At 64.1% G+C, this 15,133-nt stretch carries 19 protein-coding genes; all 19 read left to right on the top strand.

Annotated elements, in window-relative coordinates:
- Positions 1-380 precede the first annotated feature (380 nt).
- The 19 genes from GYA94_RS06675 (at position 381) to GYA94_RS06585 (ending at position 15,130) form a co-directional block, all read left to right on the top strand.
- Positions 381-626, top strand: a complete 246-nt coding sequence (locus GYA94_RS06675) for a hypothetical protein (protein ID WP_008265051.1) — start codon at positions 381-383, stop codon at positions 624-626.
- 330 nt (positions 627-956) lie between these two features.
- Positions 957-1,169: a hypothetical protein gene (locus tag GYA94_RS06670; protein WP_014603608.1), complete on the top strand. Its 213-nt coding sequence runs from the start codon at positions 957-959 to the stop codon at positions 1,167-1,169.
- 21 nt (positions 1,170-1,190) lie between these two features.
- A complete protein-coding gene (locus tag GYA94_RS06665; protein WP_008267955.1) occupies positions 1,191-1,583 on the top strand; it encodes a hypothetical protein in 393 nt (130 codons plus the stop codon).
- A gap of 212 nt (positions 1,584-1,795) precedes the next feature.
- On the top strand, positions 1,796-2,533 hold the full coding sequence (locus GYA94_RS06660; protein ID WP_008264880.1) for a DUF5983 family protein: 738 nt from the start codon (positions 1,796-1,798) through the stop codon (positions 2,531-2,533).
- Positions 2,534-2,627: 94 nt separating this feature from the next.
- On the top strand, positions 2,628-2,906 hold the full coding sequence (locus tag GYA94_RS06655) for a hypothetical protein (protein ID WP_008267470.1): 279 nt from the start codon (positions 2,628-2,630) through the stop codon (positions 2,904-2,906).
- Positions 2,907-3,186: 280 nt separating this feature from the next.
- Positions 3,187-3,999, top strand: coding sequence for a GTPase (locus GYA94_RS06650; protein ID WP_033940514.1), 813 nt, complete (start codon positions 3,187-3,189; stop codon positions 3,997-3,999).
- Between the two features lie 379 nt (positions 4,000-4,378).
- The gene (locus GYA94_RS06645) at positions 4,379-5,293 is read left to right on the top strand and encodes a DUF3577 domain-containing protein (protein WP_126123096.1); all 915 of its coding nucleotides are present in this window, start codon (positions 4,379-4,381) and stop codon (positions 5,291-5,293) included.
- A gap of 54 nt (positions 5,294-5,347) precedes the next feature.
- Positions 5,348-6,046 (top strand): DUF3275 family protein, encoded by a 699-nt coding sequence (locus GYA94_RS06640; protein ID WP_014603607.1) that lies wholly within the window; start codon positions 5,348-5,350, stop codon positions 6,044-6,046.
- 91 nt (positions 6,047-6,137) lie between these two features.
- Complete coding sequence (locus GYA94_RS06635; RefSeq protein ID WP_008265771.1) at positions 6,138-6,545, top strand: hypothetical protein; 408 nt, start codon at positions 6,138-6,140, stop codon at positions 6,543-6,545.
- An 83-nt stretch (positions 6,546-6,628) separates the two neighbouring features.
- A complete protein-coding gene (locus GYA94_RS06630) occupies positions 6,629-7,279 on the top strand; it encodes a hypothetical protein (protein ID WP_126123095.1) in 651 nt (216 codons plus the stop codon).
- Positions 7,280-7,319: 40 nt separating this feature from the next.
- Positions 7,320-8,465, top strand: a complete 1,146-nt coding sequence (locus GYA94_RS06625) for a DUF6094 domain-containing protein (protein WP_255326902.1) — start codon at positions 7,320-7,322, stop codon at positions 8,463-8,465.
- A gap of 168 nt (positions 8,466-8,633) precedes the next feature.
- The gene (locus GYA94_RS06620) at positions 8,634-8,879 is read left to right on the top strand and encodes a plasmid related protein (protein ID WP_428999018.1); all 246 of its coding nucleotides are present in this window, start codon (positions 8,634-8,636) and stop codon (positions 8,877-8,879) included.
- Positions 8,880-8,948: 69 nt separating this feature from the next.
- The gene (locus GYA94_RS06615) at positions 8,949-9,254 is read left to right on the top strand and encodes a hypothetical protein (RefSeq protein ID WP_008266046.1); all 306 of its coding nucleotides are present in this window, start codon (positions 8,949-8,951) and stop codon (positions 9,252-9,254) included.
- A 136-nt stretch (positions 9,255-9,390) separates the two neighbouring features.
- Positions 9,391-11,670, top strand: coding sequence for a helicase-related protein (locus tag GYA94_RS06610; protein WP_161891991.1), 2,280 nt, complete (start codon positions 9,391-9,393; stop codon positions 11,668-11,670).
- 359 nt (positions 11,671-12,029) lie between these two features.
- Positions 12,030-12,608, top strand: coding sequence for a PFGI-1 class ICE element type IV pilus protein PilL2 (pilL2, locus tag GYA94_RS06605; protein ID WP_014603604.1), 579 nt, complete (start codon positions 12,030-12,032; stop codon positions 12,606-12,608).
- Positions 12,605-13,246 (top strand): hypothetical protein, encoded by a 642-nt coding sequence (locus GYA94_RS06600; protein ID WP_033940516.1) that lies wholly within the window; start codon positions 12,605-12,607, stop codon positions 13,244-13,246. Before pilL2 ends, GYA94_RS06600 begins: the two co-directional genes overlap by 4 nt.
- A 14-nt stretch (positions 13,247-13,260) precedes the next feature.
- Positions 13,261-13,998, top strand: a complete 738-nt coding sequence (locus GYA94_RS06595; RefSeq protein ID WP_014603602.1) for a TIGR03759 family integrating conjugative element protein — start codon at positions 13,261-13,263, stop codon at positions 13,996-13,998.
- A complete protein-coding gene (locus GYA94_RS06590) occupies positions 13,980-14,585 on the top strand; it encodes a transglycosylase SLT domain-containing protein (RefSeq protein ID WP_014603601.1) in 606 nt (201 codons plus the stop codon). Before GYA94_RS06595 ends, GYA94_RS06590 begins: the two co-directional genes overlap by 19 nt.
- Entirely contained in the window at positions 14,582-15,130 is a 549-nt protein-coding gene (locus tag GYA94_RS06585; protein WP_008266518.1) for an integrating conjugative element protein, read from the top strand. Before GYA94_RS06590 ends, GYA94_RS06585 begins: the two co-directional genes overlap by 4 nt.
- The last annotated feature ends 3 nt before the right edge of the window (positions 15,131-15,133 follow it).

Raw genomic sequence — 15,133 nt, 5'->3', positions numbered from 1 at the left:
ATCTTTTCCGCGAACCGTCTCCCCCGTGTTCTGCTGGTCTGTGTTTCTCCCGCCCACTGCGAAGGGTCCCCCGATGGCTTGCCAGGCAGCGCGAGCCACCCGGAGACCCTTTGTGGTCAGCGGTATTCGGTGCCGGCGCCCACCGGCGCAAAAACGGGCTCCCTTTGTGCGCGGATGTGCGCCAGACGATGCCGGCCCCAGCCACGACATGGGCCGGGTGTGATTGCTGATGAGCAGACGGTTCTAGCGACGACCGGGCCTGCAACAGCCCACGGGTGGTTATTTCCTCCCGAGCCGAAGGTCAGCGAGCCTTCGGCTCCTTTATCTCGTCGATCAACGTTCCGAGCCAATGGCCGGCCACAGCAACAGGAAACCGACGCATGCAACAACCGGAGAAAGTACGAGCCGCATTCGAGCGCGACCTTGGCAACAAGGTGCTGTTCATCAAGGGCGGCAAGCTGCTGTTTATCGATGGCATCAACCTCAAGGCCATCGCCGACCGTAAGGCGTATTTCGCTTCGCTGCGTGCGCGGCAGGAGCAGCCCATTGTGGTCCTGGCCGAACTGGGACAGGACGAGGCATTCGCCCTGTGGAAGCAGCATGTCCTGGGCGACGCGCCCGAGTGAGCCAACGCACCCGCACACCACCCTGACAACCCGCACTCGATGCGGGTTTTCTGTCTCTGCGCCGATCAATCCGGGCTGGGCCGAATGCCGTTTTGCAACTGACGCAGCGCGGCCCCCGCATGAAGCTGCCCGCATGTTCGCTGATTCGTCAGCACATGCCAGCAGCCATGGGTTCCAGGCTGCCGCGGGTTCTTCCCGCGTAACCCGCCAGTCCGTATCGCATCAAGTCTGCGGACGCGCGTCCCCGTGACGCCGATGCTTTTTATCCACCGCGTGCGGGAGCTGCCATCCCGTGAGGGACAAGGCCTCGCTTTTCCAAGGAACCTACCCATGTCCCACAAAGCCTCTTTCAGCCAGTTGGCCTTGACCTATTGCGGCAAGTTCCTGCCGCTCGAAGTCCTGCAAAGCGCCGCCGGCCACTACATCGGCACGCGCGATACCGAAGGTCCCGTTTCGCGGGAATCGCACGAGTACTTCCGCAGCCATGCGGCGGCTCAACGTGCCCTCGAAAGAGGCGGCTGGTCCCAGCTCGCCATTCCCTGATCCAACTGGAGGAATCACGCCATGAATCAACTGCTGCCGCAGGAAGTCGTCGATCAGATCATGCGGGAAGAGCAGCATTTCGCTGCCGCGCCCCAAGCCTTCTTCGAGGCCTGGAAGCGTGGTGCCGAGATCGCTGGCCCCGAATGGTTCGGCGACGGCACCCGTGACGGCCTGAACCAGGCCAAAAGCAAGTGGGATCTGCGTCCCAACATGCTGCGGCTCAACGATGCCCTCGGTGTCCTGAGCAGCGGGCAACGCATGTTTCTGTCCGCCATGGTCAGCTTCTACAACGCGCACGAGGGCGGTGCCATGCTCAAACGCTGCCATTTCCACGGGCTGTCGGATTTCGACGGTCTCGACCTGGAACGCCGCCAGGTCATTGCCGACTTGATGCTGAACTACAGCGGCTGGTGAGCCCGTTTCTGGCACACCCCCGTCTTTTCGTTCCCCACGAGGGACATGCACCTACACGGTCATGTCCCTCGATTTCCTTTCCGTTGCCCAGCGTAAGGCGGCTGAATCAAAGCCAACGATCACCTCTGCCTGACGCATTTTCCCCTTTCAACCCACCGGGTCCAATTCCCGGTGGCGGGAATTGGCTCCATTATTCAATCTGGAGCGTCCCCATGTCTCAGAATCCCAATCCCTTTGTTCGCGGCTACTGGAATTTGAAAATCGTCCGCACGCTGTCCATCAGCTACGAGGACGGAAGCCCGCCTGTCTGGCGAAATATCCACCCGAGCCAGCAACACCTGTCCGACCAGGAACTGATTTCATCGTCCTGCATCGTCATCAGCGATTTCGCGGTGGTCACGAACGGCTCTGAACCTGTGAGTGCCGAGGTACTGGCCGAATGCGATGCCGATGAAGGTGTTAACGGCGAAGGCGTGATCGGTGCCGTGGTCTATGCCATTCATGGCGAGGACTTCGACGGTCGCCTGATCCACGTTGGTGACAGCTATTCGGTTGAGGCCGCGCGGGAAGTTGTGCGGCGCCTGAGTTTCGAGACCGGCTACTACAGCCGATGCTGGGAGATCAGCAGCGCACACATCAGCCCGGAAACCGGCCAGTACCTCGCCAATCTGGCGGACCTTGCCACGCCGGAGGCCTTTTTGTTCATCGCCTTTCGGGTTCCGTACAGCCCGGCGATCGGCGTCAAGCTGATCTCCACGCCCTGGACGGACAAGAACCTGGAGTACGCCGATGGCATCAGCGCCGAGCAGCTTCGGCAGGAGCACCGCAGCAAGGGCATGCCCGACGACCTGGCGAACATCCTGGAACTGGCTGGCCAGGCCGATGTGCGCATCCTCATCCTCGACGCCGACGCGCCCGTGTTGCTGGGCCTGCCGCTGGCCGAGTCCTAGCAAACACACCACGCGCCCACCTTCCTCTTTGCCCTCCATGCCAGCCCGTCTCCTTTCTGGGAGCCAGGCTGGTCCTATTTCATAGGAGCACTTTATGTTCCCCGACCTCATCTCGCCCGCACGCGACTTCGAGCATCAGCTTGGAGCCTGCGTCAACGCCATGAGCCAGGACGACGCCATCGGCCAGATCCTGGTATTCGAGCGCTTGAGCGGCATGCTGCACATGCGCCATCTAGCCAGCGCCGATCTGGCAGACACCGACATTGATGCCTACGAAATGGTTGTCTTCGACGGTGGTAACACCGGCGGTGACACGTGGAAGCACGTGTTCTTTCCACGCCAGCGCGAACACTACTTCGTGTACCAAGCCTGACCACCCAGCCCCTTTCGAGGGGCCTTTTCTTGTCGCGACGCAGGAAAGCGGGTGCGGCGCGGTGCGGTTTCCTGAGCGCAGGCGGCTCACTCAAGGGCCATCCTTGCCCCATGTTCGTCGGCGTTGCCGACACATGCCCAGGCAGTCAAGACCTTCAAGGCTGCAAGCGCGGGAAACCGTGCTGGTTGTTTCTTCCTACGGACGCATCGCGCCCATTCACCCACAAGGGACCTCTCCCTTGCGGGCGGGGAATCCCTTGTTCTTCCTCAAGGAGATTCACATGGATCGCTCTCTTATCAAGACCCTGATGCCTTCGCTGGTCGCAGGCCATGTGCCCCGCAACGTGCGGTCGTTCAAGTACCGCGTGTTCGATGATCAGCCACAGTCCTCGACACTGGGCTTTGTCATCGATCCCCAGCCCTTCGACGGCAAGGTGGTCGCAGCCAGCGAGGACGCCATCGTCGTCAAGCTCAAGCCCAGCGAGTTCGCGGTACTCGATCCCAACCTGGTGACCAGCATTCCCAGCGAGGGCACCAAGGTGCATGTCCAACCCTATGCCCGTCGTCGTTTCGACGGTCTGCGTGCGGACACGCCAGAAGAGCGCACCGAGATGATGTCCGACGGCACTCCCTACACCGTCAAGACACACATCCTCGGCTCCGCGCCGGCCAAGCTGCCCATTCCCGAGCCGCAGTGTATGGAACTGGGTCAGCTCATCGAGCAGTTGGAGGAAATGTCGGCGCCCGACGGGTTCCGGCGCATCACCCACATGCTGGTCGATGCGGGCGCCCACGACTTCACCTGGGTCGATCCGAAGCCGGCCAAGATCATCGAAACGCCTCCGGCGATCAGTTTCACGGTTTCGACCGCGAAGTTCGACGGTCGGGTGACGATCCTCTACCAGCGCGGCAGCGATACCTATGCGGTGGAGCTGTGCCGCGACGGCGAGTTGGTCGTTCGGCACGACGAGGTGTATTTCGACATGCTCGGCGAAGTGCTGGAGCGGCTCATCGACGACGGGCGCTGGCGTCTGATCGATGTGAGCGTGATCGGCGCGGAGACGTCCCGACGGCGCCGCGCTGTACCTGCGTGACACCACGAAAAGAACCAGGCGACATGCCCCCCACAGGCTCTCCCTCCATTCGGAAGGAGGGCCTTTTTTCTGCCGTGTGAGATTTCATCAAAGGGAATCGCCCGAATGCCGATTGATGGCTGTCTCGCGCGCGAGGCCCGGCCATGCTGAGCCCATGCCTGCTGACGTTGTCAGCGACATGCCAGGCAACCATCGGTCTTCGAGGTTGCGGCGCAGTTCCCACTGCGTGACCGAGCCAGCTCGCACCGCATCCATCCGCGAGCGGCCACCAGTCTCTGGTGGTGGATGCTTTCGCCTTATCAACCCATCGCGGGGTTACGCACCTTTCCCCGCAGCGTGGGGCCGGTGTGTCTCCGCTTCATCCCTATGGAGATTCACCATGAGCACCACGTCCAACGAGAAATCGTATTTCGACCTCCACACCTCGGGCATCGGTTACATCCAGCGTGTCCGTGAAGTGCCTGTTCGGGGCGGCCGCCGTGCGCAGCCTTTCCTGGCATGCACCATCGCCGCGTTGGTCGGTTCCGCAAAGGACCCCAGCTATCGCTATTTCGACGTCAAGGTCTCGGGTGCCGAGGCCAAGAAGCTGGTCGAGCGCTGCATCGGCGTTGACGATCCCAAGCAGCGCCCGCTGGTGCGCTTTCGCCTCGGCGACCTGTGGGGCGATGCGTACATCCGCGACAAGGGTGAGCAGAAAGGCCAAGCCGCCGCGTCCCTCAAGGCGCGACTGCTCAAGGCCGAGCCGCTTGACCGGGCCGAACTGGCTTCGATCAGGCAGCACGAGCTGGTCACCCGCGGCATCGGCTACCTCAGCCGTCCGAAGGACGTCACGCCCAAAGATGGCGACCCGTTCCTCTCTTGCACCGTCGCCGCTCTGGCCGGGCCTGTCGATGAACCGGAGTATCGGTACTTCGACACCATCGTCACCACCCCTGAAGCCGAGCATCTGGTTCGCCGGTGCGTGCAGGCCATCGAAGGGGACTGCAAGGTGCTGATCGCCTTCCGTCTCAACGACATGAAGATCGATCCGTACATCCGCACCAAGGGTGAGCGTGCCGGAGAACCGGCCGCAAGCCTGGAATCGACACTGATCCACATTGGCCTGATCAAGATCGACGGCACCAAGGTCTATCCGACGAGCCCCGCGCAAGCCGATACGCCGCCGGCCCAGGACGCTCCCGCGCCCGAAGCCGAGGACGCCGACACCGCTGCCGATCAGCCTGCCGAGCCCGCCGAGCGCGAGCCCGAAGGTGAAGTCGAGGAGCAGGAGCCGGCATTGGCTGCTTCGTTCTGATCGGCAAGGCCCTCGCGGGCCTTGTCGTTTTCCCAATCGCTAAGGAGAACCATCATGGCAGCCACATCGGCATCCGAGAGATCGGTTTCGCCCATCGTCGTCCCCGGCCAGCTCACGCTGCGTACCATCCGCGGCAAGAACGGCCCCTTCACGGTCGGACGCCTCGCCACGCACCTCGGTACGTTCGAGGTCAAGGACCCGGAGCTGGAGCAATACCCCGAAGGCAAGTACGACGGGGAGTTCATCATCAGGTACATCTTCCCGAAGTCCTACCCGGTCGGTGGCGGCATGCGCTTCGAGATCCGTGCCAGCCTGGACGGAATGACGCTCTACGACATCGACAAACTGAGCCGTGACGAGGCACGCAGCTTCGCCACCCAGGACCTCGATCCACTTGATGAAGAGTTGGGCGCACAGCCTGCAGTAACGCCGGCAACACCGGCCAAGCCCACCAAAACCTCCAAGCCCGCCAAGCCCGCACCCGTGCAGGCATCCACGGACCCGCTGGTCGATACCACGCCCTTCGGCGTGGATGCGCCGACGCCCGCTGCGGCAACTGCTCCCGGCAGTACCGAAGATGGCGACGTCGCGCTGTTCAGCTTGCTTTGGCCGCTGGGCGAGTCCGTGAAACTGGATTCGACCATCGACCGCCGCACCCTGCGCACGCAGATCGCCCGCCTTGGCGAACTGGGCTACGCGCTGGACTTCAAGACGCAGGAGTGGAGCCGCCAGGCCGAACTGCAACCTGCGTAGTACTGGGCACCGCATCTGCCGTGTTCATCCACCCGCCGGGGGTCTTCCCCACCGGGGAGGCTTCTGGCTCAATTTTTCCAGGAGGCCTCTCATGGGCTGGTATTTCTCACCCCAATCGCGGTCTGAACTGATCGCGGAGCTGATCGCACCGCAAGAGACCGAGCGCGCCAGCGTCAAGGTCATCGCCCACGCGCTGCATGGCAACGTCCTCTGGTCCGTTGCGCAAGTCACAGCCAAGGCCGAAGGCGTACACCGTGATCTCACACCGGGCCAATCCCTGTGCACCATCCGCTGCGATCTTCTGGAACGCAGCGGCGGCCAGTGGGGCTACAAGCCGCTGGACGAATCCATGCACCCGTACTACTACTCGTGCCCGCTGTCCTATCTGGACCTCGCACCGGAGCAGTCCGCCGAATGGCGTGCAGGCGTTCGCGCCTACCACGCACGGCGGCGCACATCCAAGGCGACCACCGCTCCAGATGCGACGCTGACGGTCTGAACCAGGGCGTTTTTCCTTCCACCCCAAGGGCAGCACTTGCCCCCTGCGGGCGGTGCTGTTCCCGTTCATCCGAGGACACCACCATGCCCGCAAACCCTTCTTCCACCACGCTGTATCGCATCGACGAATGCCCGGACGTGATGGCCGACGCTTGCGTCGGCGATGACCAGGGCAATCTGATCTTCCTGTCGATCTGGGCGCGGGACACCGCCGTCCAGCAGTTCCTCGCTCGCCTGACCCTCGGGCGTGACGAGCAAGGCCTGGAGCAGTTCCACGTCATCACCGACCAGGGCGGCAGCGTCCCGGTGTTCGTCGGCAACGTCGATCGCCTGGAAAAGCGCATGACCCGCGCCTACCGGCGAACGCTGTTCGGTTCGCTGTCCAACGTGTGGCTGTTCGATCGGCGCTGCGTCAAGCCCGACAAGGCCAACGCCAGCGCACTGGCATTGCTGCCCCTCGATAGCGACCACCGGCTTGACCGCCTGTGGACGTTGGTGCAGGACACCTGCCCACTGCCATTGCTCGACCACTGGCGCGAAACCGTGCTGGAACTGCTGCAAAGCCGCGAGATGCTGACCCGCCTGCCGTTCGCCCTCGGGCCTTTGGTGGGCCATCGGCTCGCCATCGACGTGCCGGCGCTGACCCAGGCGCTCGGCTCGCTGATCCGCAGTGACGTGCTCACCGCCTATCCCTATCCGGCCAAGATTTGGACGCCGGAAACGGTAGCGGCTTGACCCACCTGCGCAGGCACGCCAAGGCGTGCCTGCGCCAATCATCCCCGCCAACCAGGAGACTTCCATGGCTCTCATGTTCCCGCGGCTTGCCCGCAATTTCGTGAAAAACGGGTACTTCCCGACCGACGAACCCACGCTCGAAAGAGCTCTCAATGCACTGATGCCCAGTGCGCCTGAATCCAATGGGCCAATGTGCATCCTCGATCCCTGCGCCGGCGAAGGCGTGGCAATCGCCGAAGCTGCTCATGCCCTGGGGCGCGAGCAGGCCAAGGCGTTCGCCGTCGAGTTCGACGCAGAGCGGGCGCGCCATGCCCGCAGCCTGGTCGATCACTGCCTGCATGCGGACCTGATGGACACGATGATCTCCAAACAGTCCTTTGGTCTGCTCTGGCTCAATCCGCCGTATGGCGACCTGTCCAAGGACGTCAACGGCAACATTGGTTATCAAGGTCAGGGCCGAGCCCGCCTCGAAAAGCTGTTCTACCAGCGCACGCTGTCCATGTTGCAGTACGGCGGCGTGCTGGTGTTCATCGTCCCCGGCTACGTGCTCGATGCCGAGCTGGTCGGCTGGCTGACACGCCACTACACCGACCTGCGGATCTATCGAGCGGTGGAAACGCAGTTCAAGCAGGTGGTGATCTTCGGGCGACGGGTGCGTCAGCGTGAGCAGACACCCGATGCCGTCAAGGCCGTGCGCAGTCTGTTGCTGCAGATTGGGCTTGGCGAAGTCGAAGCCGAGGAGCTGCCGAGCCAATGGCCGTTCCTGCCGTACATCGTCCCCGCCAGCCCGGCGGAGCCGGGGCATTTCTTCCGCGTGACGATGGAGCCGGAGCAGTTCGCCGATGAGGTTGGCAGACTGCAAGGCCTCTGGCCGTCGCGGGATACGCAGTTGGGGGCCGCGCAGCAGACGCTGCGTCCACCGGCGCGGGCCTTGTCCCACTGGCATCTCGCCCTGGCTCTGGCCGCAGGCGCGATTTCAGGCGTCGTGCAATCCAAGACGGGGCGCGTGCTCGTCGTCAAAGGTGACACCCACAAGGACAAGACGCTCCAGCGGGAATTCACCGAGCGCGAAGACGGCTCGATCGCCGAAACCCGCATCTTCACCGACAAGTTCGTCCCCGTGATCCGCGCCTGGGACATGACGCCTGACTCCCCAACACGGGGCGAGGTGTTGACCATCCGCTGATCGTTTCTCCACCGCCGACGTTTCGCCGTCAATTTTTTCCACCCACCGGGGTCCAGTCGCCCCGATGGGGTGCCGTGGCCCCTCCATCTCAAGGAGCCTTCCATGGCAGCCCAAGCACTTTCCATCAGCCAGACACCGAGCCTGCGCTTCTCGCCAGGCCAGGTGGTCATGACCCTCGGCGTCGATGACCTGGTCCAACAGGGCCGGCTCAACCCGACGCCCTATCTGCGCCGCCACCTCGGCGGCGATTGGGGCGACCTCGACGACAGCGACAGGCGGCAGAACGATGCCGCGCTGAAGTCCGGTGAGGATCGCCTGTTCTCTTCCTACCAGGTCACACCCGGCCTGAAGCTCTGGATCATCACCGAATGGGATCGCAGCGTCACCACGTTGCTGTTGCCCAGCGAGTACTGATCTTCTCCAACGCGGGGCCACCGACACCCCGCAAGGGTGCTGTAGCCCCTTCACTCCGAAGGAAGCCACATGACCTCCAACCAACATGACAAGCACCGCCGCAAACGGCTGTTCGAGATCGGTGCACTGGAGTTCAGCGAAGGCGTCGAACGCCTGATGAACGAAGGCCGGCTCGATCCCATGCCGTTTTTCGAACGCCACATGCGTGGCGACTGGGGCGACGTCGCGGACTACCAATGGCAGCAGAACAACGCTGCGTTGGAGTCTGGCGAACGCCTCGACTCGTTTTACGTCGTCACCCGTGACCTGAGCATCCGCATCTTCACCGAAGCAGATCGCAGCGCGACCCGCATCGTGCTGCCGTCCGAGTACTGACCCTGAGTTGTCACCGCAGGCCACGAGCGCCTGCACTGTCCAACCACCGACGGTTCGCCGTCTCTCTTCCCATCACGGGGCATGTCATCGCCCCGCTGGGGTGGTGCATGCCTCATTCTTTCTTTGGAGCATCACCATGTCCCTCGATCTCGACACCACCGCCAACGATGCAGCGTCCGTACAGGGCGAACTGCTCGAAGCGGAATCCAACCCTCTCACCCTGAGCCTTCAGGATTTCGTCGGCGAGTTCGGCGACGAACTGCTCGATTCTCTCAACCGTGCCAACCCACCGGTCTATACCGGCCAACCACAGGCACAGCGACAACTCGTCGTTGCCAGCCTCAAGCGCAAGCTGTTCCCAGCCCAGGTCGAAGTTGTCCATGCCGCCGCCGAGCTGCTGGTCGATCAAGGCGAACGCGCTGCGATCGTCAACGGTGAAATGGGCTGCGGCAAGACGACCGTCGGCATCGCCACGGCCGCCGTGCTCAACGCCGAAGGCTACCGCCGCACCCTGGTGCTTTCGCCTCCCCACTTGGTCTACAAGTGGCGGCGCGAGATCCAGGAGACGGTGGCCGGCGCCAAGGTCTGGGTGCTCAATGGCCCGGACACGCTGGTCAAGCTCATCAAGCTGCGCGAGCAGTTGGGGGTGCAGCCCACGGGCCAGGAGTTTTTCATCCTGGGGCGCGTCAGGATGCGGATGGGGTTCCACTGGAAGCCGGTCTTCAACCAGCGGCGCACCCGCCACGGCGACGTGGCGGCCTGCCCGGACTGCGGCACACTCATCACCGACCTCGACGGCGAGCCGGTCAACCCGATCGGGCTCGAAGCCGAGGAGTCCCGCAGGAAGTGCAGCCACTGCGCCGCGCCCCTGTGGACGCTGATCCGCCCGCGCAGCCTGTCCGGCAGCGACCAGTCCTCGGTCGTCCTCAAAGCCTTGAAGCGCATCCCGACCATCGGGGAAGTCACCGCGCAGAAGTTGATGCAGAAGTTCGGTGACGGCTTCCTGGCCTCGATGCTGGGTGACAACATCCATGAGTTCATCAACCTCATGGATGGCAACGGCGAGCTGGTGTTTTCCGACCGTCAGGCCACGCGCATGGAACGTGCGATGGCCAACATGGAGTTTGGCTTTGGCGAGGGCGGCTACCAACCGTCCGAGTTCATCAAACGCTACCTGCCGCAAGGCACGTTCGACCTGCTCATCGCCGACGAGGCGCACGAGTACAAGAACGGTGGCAGTGCCCAGGGCCAGGCCATGGGCGTGCTGGCGGCGAAGGCTCGCAAGACCTTGCTGCTGACCGGCACGCTAATGGGCGGCTACGGCGATGATCTGTTCTACCTGCTGTTCCGGGCACTGCCAGGACGGATGATCGAAGACGGCTACCGCCCGACCACGAGCGGCAGCATGACCTCGGCTGCGATGGCGTTCATGCGCGATCACGGCGTCCTCAAGGACATCTACTCCGAGAGCGCCGGCACGGCGCACAAGACGGCCAAGGGCACCAAGGTATCGGTGCGCACGGTCAAGGCTCCCGGCTTCGGCCCGAAAGGCGTCTTGCGCTGCATCCTGCCGTTCACGATCTTTCTCAAGCTCAAGGACATCGGTGGCAACGTCCTGCCGCCGTATGACGAGGAGTTTCGTGAAGTCCAGATGGACGTGGCGCAAGCTGCGGCCTACCGCGATTTGGCGGGTCGGCTGACCGCAGAGCTGAAACAGGCTCTGGCGCGACGCGATACGACCTTGCTGGGGGTGGTGCTCAACGTGCTGCTGGCCTGGCCGGATTGCTGCTTCCGGTCGGAGACCGTGGTGCATCCGCGCACGCGCAACACCTTGGCGTTTGTCCCGGCTCAGTTCAATGAGTTCGAGATCAGCCCCAAGGAGCGTGAGCTGATCGATATCTGCAAAGCGGAGAAGGAACAGGGCCGCAAGGTTCTGGCCTACACGGTCTATACCGGCACGCGCGACACCACGTCGCGCCTGAAGGGGCTGCTGGAGCAGGAGGGCTTCAAGGTGGCGGTACTGCGCGCAAGCGTGGATGCCAGCCGCCGAGAAGACTGGATCGCCGAGCAACTGGACCGTGGCATCGACGTGCTCGTCACCAATCCCGAGCTGGTCAAGACGGGACTGGATTTGTTGGAGTTCCCGACGATTGTGTTCATGCAAAGTGGCTACAACGTGTACTCGCTCCAACAGGCAGCACGCCGCTCCTGGCGCATCGGGCAGAAACAGCCCGTGCGCGTGATCTACCTCGGCTATGCCGGTTCCTCGCAGATGACCTGCCTGGAACTGATGGCCAAGAAGATCATGGTCTCGCAGTCCACCTCGGGCGACGTGCCCGAATCGGGGCTGGATGTTCTGAATCAGGACGGTGATTCCGTCGAGGTCGCACTGGCCCGGCAATTGGTCACCGCCTGATTTCCACGCCATCGCCGGCCTAGCGCCGCCGGCTTTCTATTGTTCACAACTTGCAGCCCCACTCGCGTTCTTCGTGGGCGGGGCTGCGTTTTTTCTTTGGCGTGCTACGGCAGCCACCCTGCAATTGATTCGCGAAGTACACCGTTTTTCGTCCCATATTGCGGCTTAACTGCAAATCCGCCTATTGATCCATGAGCTACTGGTTGTGCGCAACAACGGGTGCGTCTGTACCGCCTGGACGATACGCAGTAGGCATCCGGGTCGCCCCTGAAACCGGGCACCACCCAGTTCGCATTCCTGGCTGACCGCACGGCACCGTGCCGCCAAGGTATCGGCATCGCAACAGAAGAGCCGATGCCATGCCCGCAACCTATGTATCCCGACGTCTGGTCGGCGCTGGTCTCCTGGCCGCAGCGCTGGCCAGCGGCTGCGCGACCACCACCGCGCCGCTGGTGCCAGACGCCATAGAAGGCGTCTCCTCCGCTCTCGAACCCGAGGCACCCGAGTTCATTCCCGTCGTGCGCTATGGCCGCTACACGCTGGTCGAGCTGGCACCCACGGCGGCGCAGCGTGACTTGCTGTTGCAGACCATCGACGTGTCCATGCCCGAGGACACCCGCACCACGGTGGGCGATGGCCTGCGGCATGTGCTCAAACGCAGCGGCTACCAGCTTTGCGAGACGCCTCGCGCCGTGACCGAGTTGTATGCGCTCCCGCTGCCGGCGGCGCACCTGCATCTTGGCCCCATGACCTTGCGCGATGCGCTGCTCACCCTGGCTGGTCCGGCCTGGGAACTGCATGCGGATGAACGGGCACGACAGATTTGCTTTGAGCAGCCTGGAGGCAGTGCGACCGCCGAGCACGCACACGAGCCGTCTGCTGCCGAGGCGGTGCAGACGTTTCCGCTGATGCCTTCGGTTTCGGGGGGCCAGCCATGAATGCCGCGCAGTCTCCCCGCCGCCCGATCACCGCCGTGGTGTTGCAAAGCCTGATGTGGCTCTGGCTGATCAGTCTTAGCGTTTTCGTCGCTCTCGGCTACCAGGCGGTGAACGAGCAGGCCGACCAGAAGCGGCTTGATTCCCGCCTGCAACGTCTCGAAGCGCAGGCGGCGAGCCTGGCCGAGGCCATTGGGGCCATCCAGCAGCGTCCAGCCGTCGCAACGGCGGCTGACCTCAAAGACACCCGCGAACTCCTGGAAGCGCGCGCTGCTCAGGTCGAGAAAACGCTGAGTGGCTATGCCGCTGCCGAAGACCTTCAGGCGCTGCGCACCGAGGTCGAGCAAATCAAGACGCGCCAGACCGTTGCGCGCGCCGCAGCACCCGCTCAGCCGCGCTCACCGAGCAGGCCCACCGCCAAACCAGAACCGCCGCCACTGCCATTTCGCATCGTCGGTGCCGAGCTTCGCGCTGGTCAACGCAGCCTGTCCGTTGCGCCGAGCGCCGGGTACTACACGCCCAACCAGCTTGAGGTGCTGCTGCCCGGCGATTCGCTCGGCCCATGGCGCTTTCAGGCGGTCGAGGGCAACTCCGCCGTGTTTCAGGCCGGCGACCAGACCCGTCGCGTGGCGATCCCTTGAGCTGAGGACACGACATGAAGCCCGCTATCATCCTTTCCGCGCTTCTGCTCGCGTCTGCCCAGTTGCCCACCTGGGCGCAGCAGCCGGACACGGCTCCCGCCGGCAATACCCAGAGCCAGGAGCGTCCGCTGGTCACTCGCGCCTTGAACGACCGTGTGGCAAGCAACTGGGGCCTGCAACCGCAAGAGTGGGCGCGCTATCGCGAACTGATGGACGGGCCGCTGGGCATCTACTCGCCCAACCTGGACCCGCTGTCCGCCCTGGGCATCGAGGCGCGCACCGACGAGGAACGGCTCCGCTACGCAGAGCTGCAGGTGCAGATCGAGGCACGCCGTGTCGAGAAGCTGCTCGCCTACCAGCGTGCCTACGACGAGGCCTGGCAGCGCCTGAATCCCGGCATGCAGCGGGTGAACCTGCCTGACGACAAGTCCGACACCGGCACAAGCGCCAATCCCTTGCGCGGTTCAGGCCGCACGGCAGTGTTCATCAAGGACGGCTGCGCGGCCTGCGGGCAAATCGTGCAGCGCCTGCAATCCTCTGGTACCGAGTTCGACCTGTACATGGTCGGCAGCCGCCAGGACGACACACGTATCCGCGACTGGGCCAAGCGCGCGAACGTCGATCCGGCGCGCGTGCGCAGCGGTGGCATCACGCTCAACCATGATGGCGGGCGGTGGCTGTCGCTGAGCTTGCCCGGAGACCTTCCTGCGGTCGTGCGCGAGGTGAACGGTCAATGGCAGCGCCAGCCGTAGCGGCCACCTCCGTTTCGCAGTGCTTGCGCGCACTGGTGATCGCGGCGGGCCTGTGCGCCTGCGCCGCCCATGCCCAGGAGCTTCCGCCACCGGCTTACCAGCTTGCCGCACAGCGCGCGGGCATCCCCTCGTCGGTGCTCTACGCCGTGGCCTTGCAAGAGAGCGGCATCCGACGCAATGGACGCATCGTCCCGTGGCCGTGGTCGCTCAACGTCGCCGGTCAGTCTCACCGCTTCGCCACCCGTGCCGACGCCTGCGCCGGTTTGCAGCAGGCGATGCGCTCCACGTCGCACACGCGCATCGACGCGGGCCTGGGTCAGATCAACCTCGGCTACCACCAGCAGCGCTACGCCAGCCCGTGCGACCTGCTCGACCCATACAGCAACCTCGCCATCGCCGCTGAAATCCTGAAGGAGCAGCACACCACTGGCGAGGACTGGTTACTGGCAATCGGTCGCTACCACCGTCCTGCGGGCGGAGAACCTGCCGCCCGTTACCGGCGCAGCGTGTCGCGCCACCTTGCCCGTGTGCAGGGCACGCGCCCAATCGCTGCGGCCCTCGCCGCGCACCTGGAGACATCCCCATGACGAAGTTCCCTCTGGCCAACCTCACACTGAAGTGCCTGCTCGTGCTGCTGGCGGCTCTGCCGCTGGCCTCGCGTGCCGGAGAGCCGCTGATTGTGGTCGAAGACCGTGGCGGCACGTCGGCGCTGCCGTACTACGAGGCTCTGAACCTTCAGCCGCGCGCCGATGCCCCGGCCCGACCGCCCATCCCGATGCTCCCGGTGCCCGCCACGCCCATGGACGAGGCCGCGATGTTGCCGGTGCGCAGTGCCAAGCTCACGCCTGGCACCGTCGCGCGGCGGGTGATCGAGGCACCGGGCCTGCGGCCTTTCGTGGTCGTCGGCGACGACGCGGCGTCCCACGCCTGGCTGCGCAGCCAGGCAACATCGCTGCGCGAGCGCGGCGCGGTGGGTCTGGTGGTTAACGTCGAGACCGTGCAGGGCCTGGCACGGCTGCGCACCCTGGTGCCCGGCATGCCCCTTGCGCCTGTGGCCGGCGACGACCTGGCCGAGCGCCTGGGTCTGCGGCATTACCCGGTGCTGATCACAGCCACCGGCATCGAGCAATGAAGC

The sequence above is a fragment of the Pseudomonas juntendi genome (assembly GCF_009932375.1).
GTDB lineage: Bacteria > Pseudomonadota > Gammaproteobacteria > Pseudomonadales > Pseudomonadaceae > Aquipseudomonas > Aquipseudomonas juntendi.
This window is presented reverse-complemented; position numbering and strand designations above follow the sequence as displayed.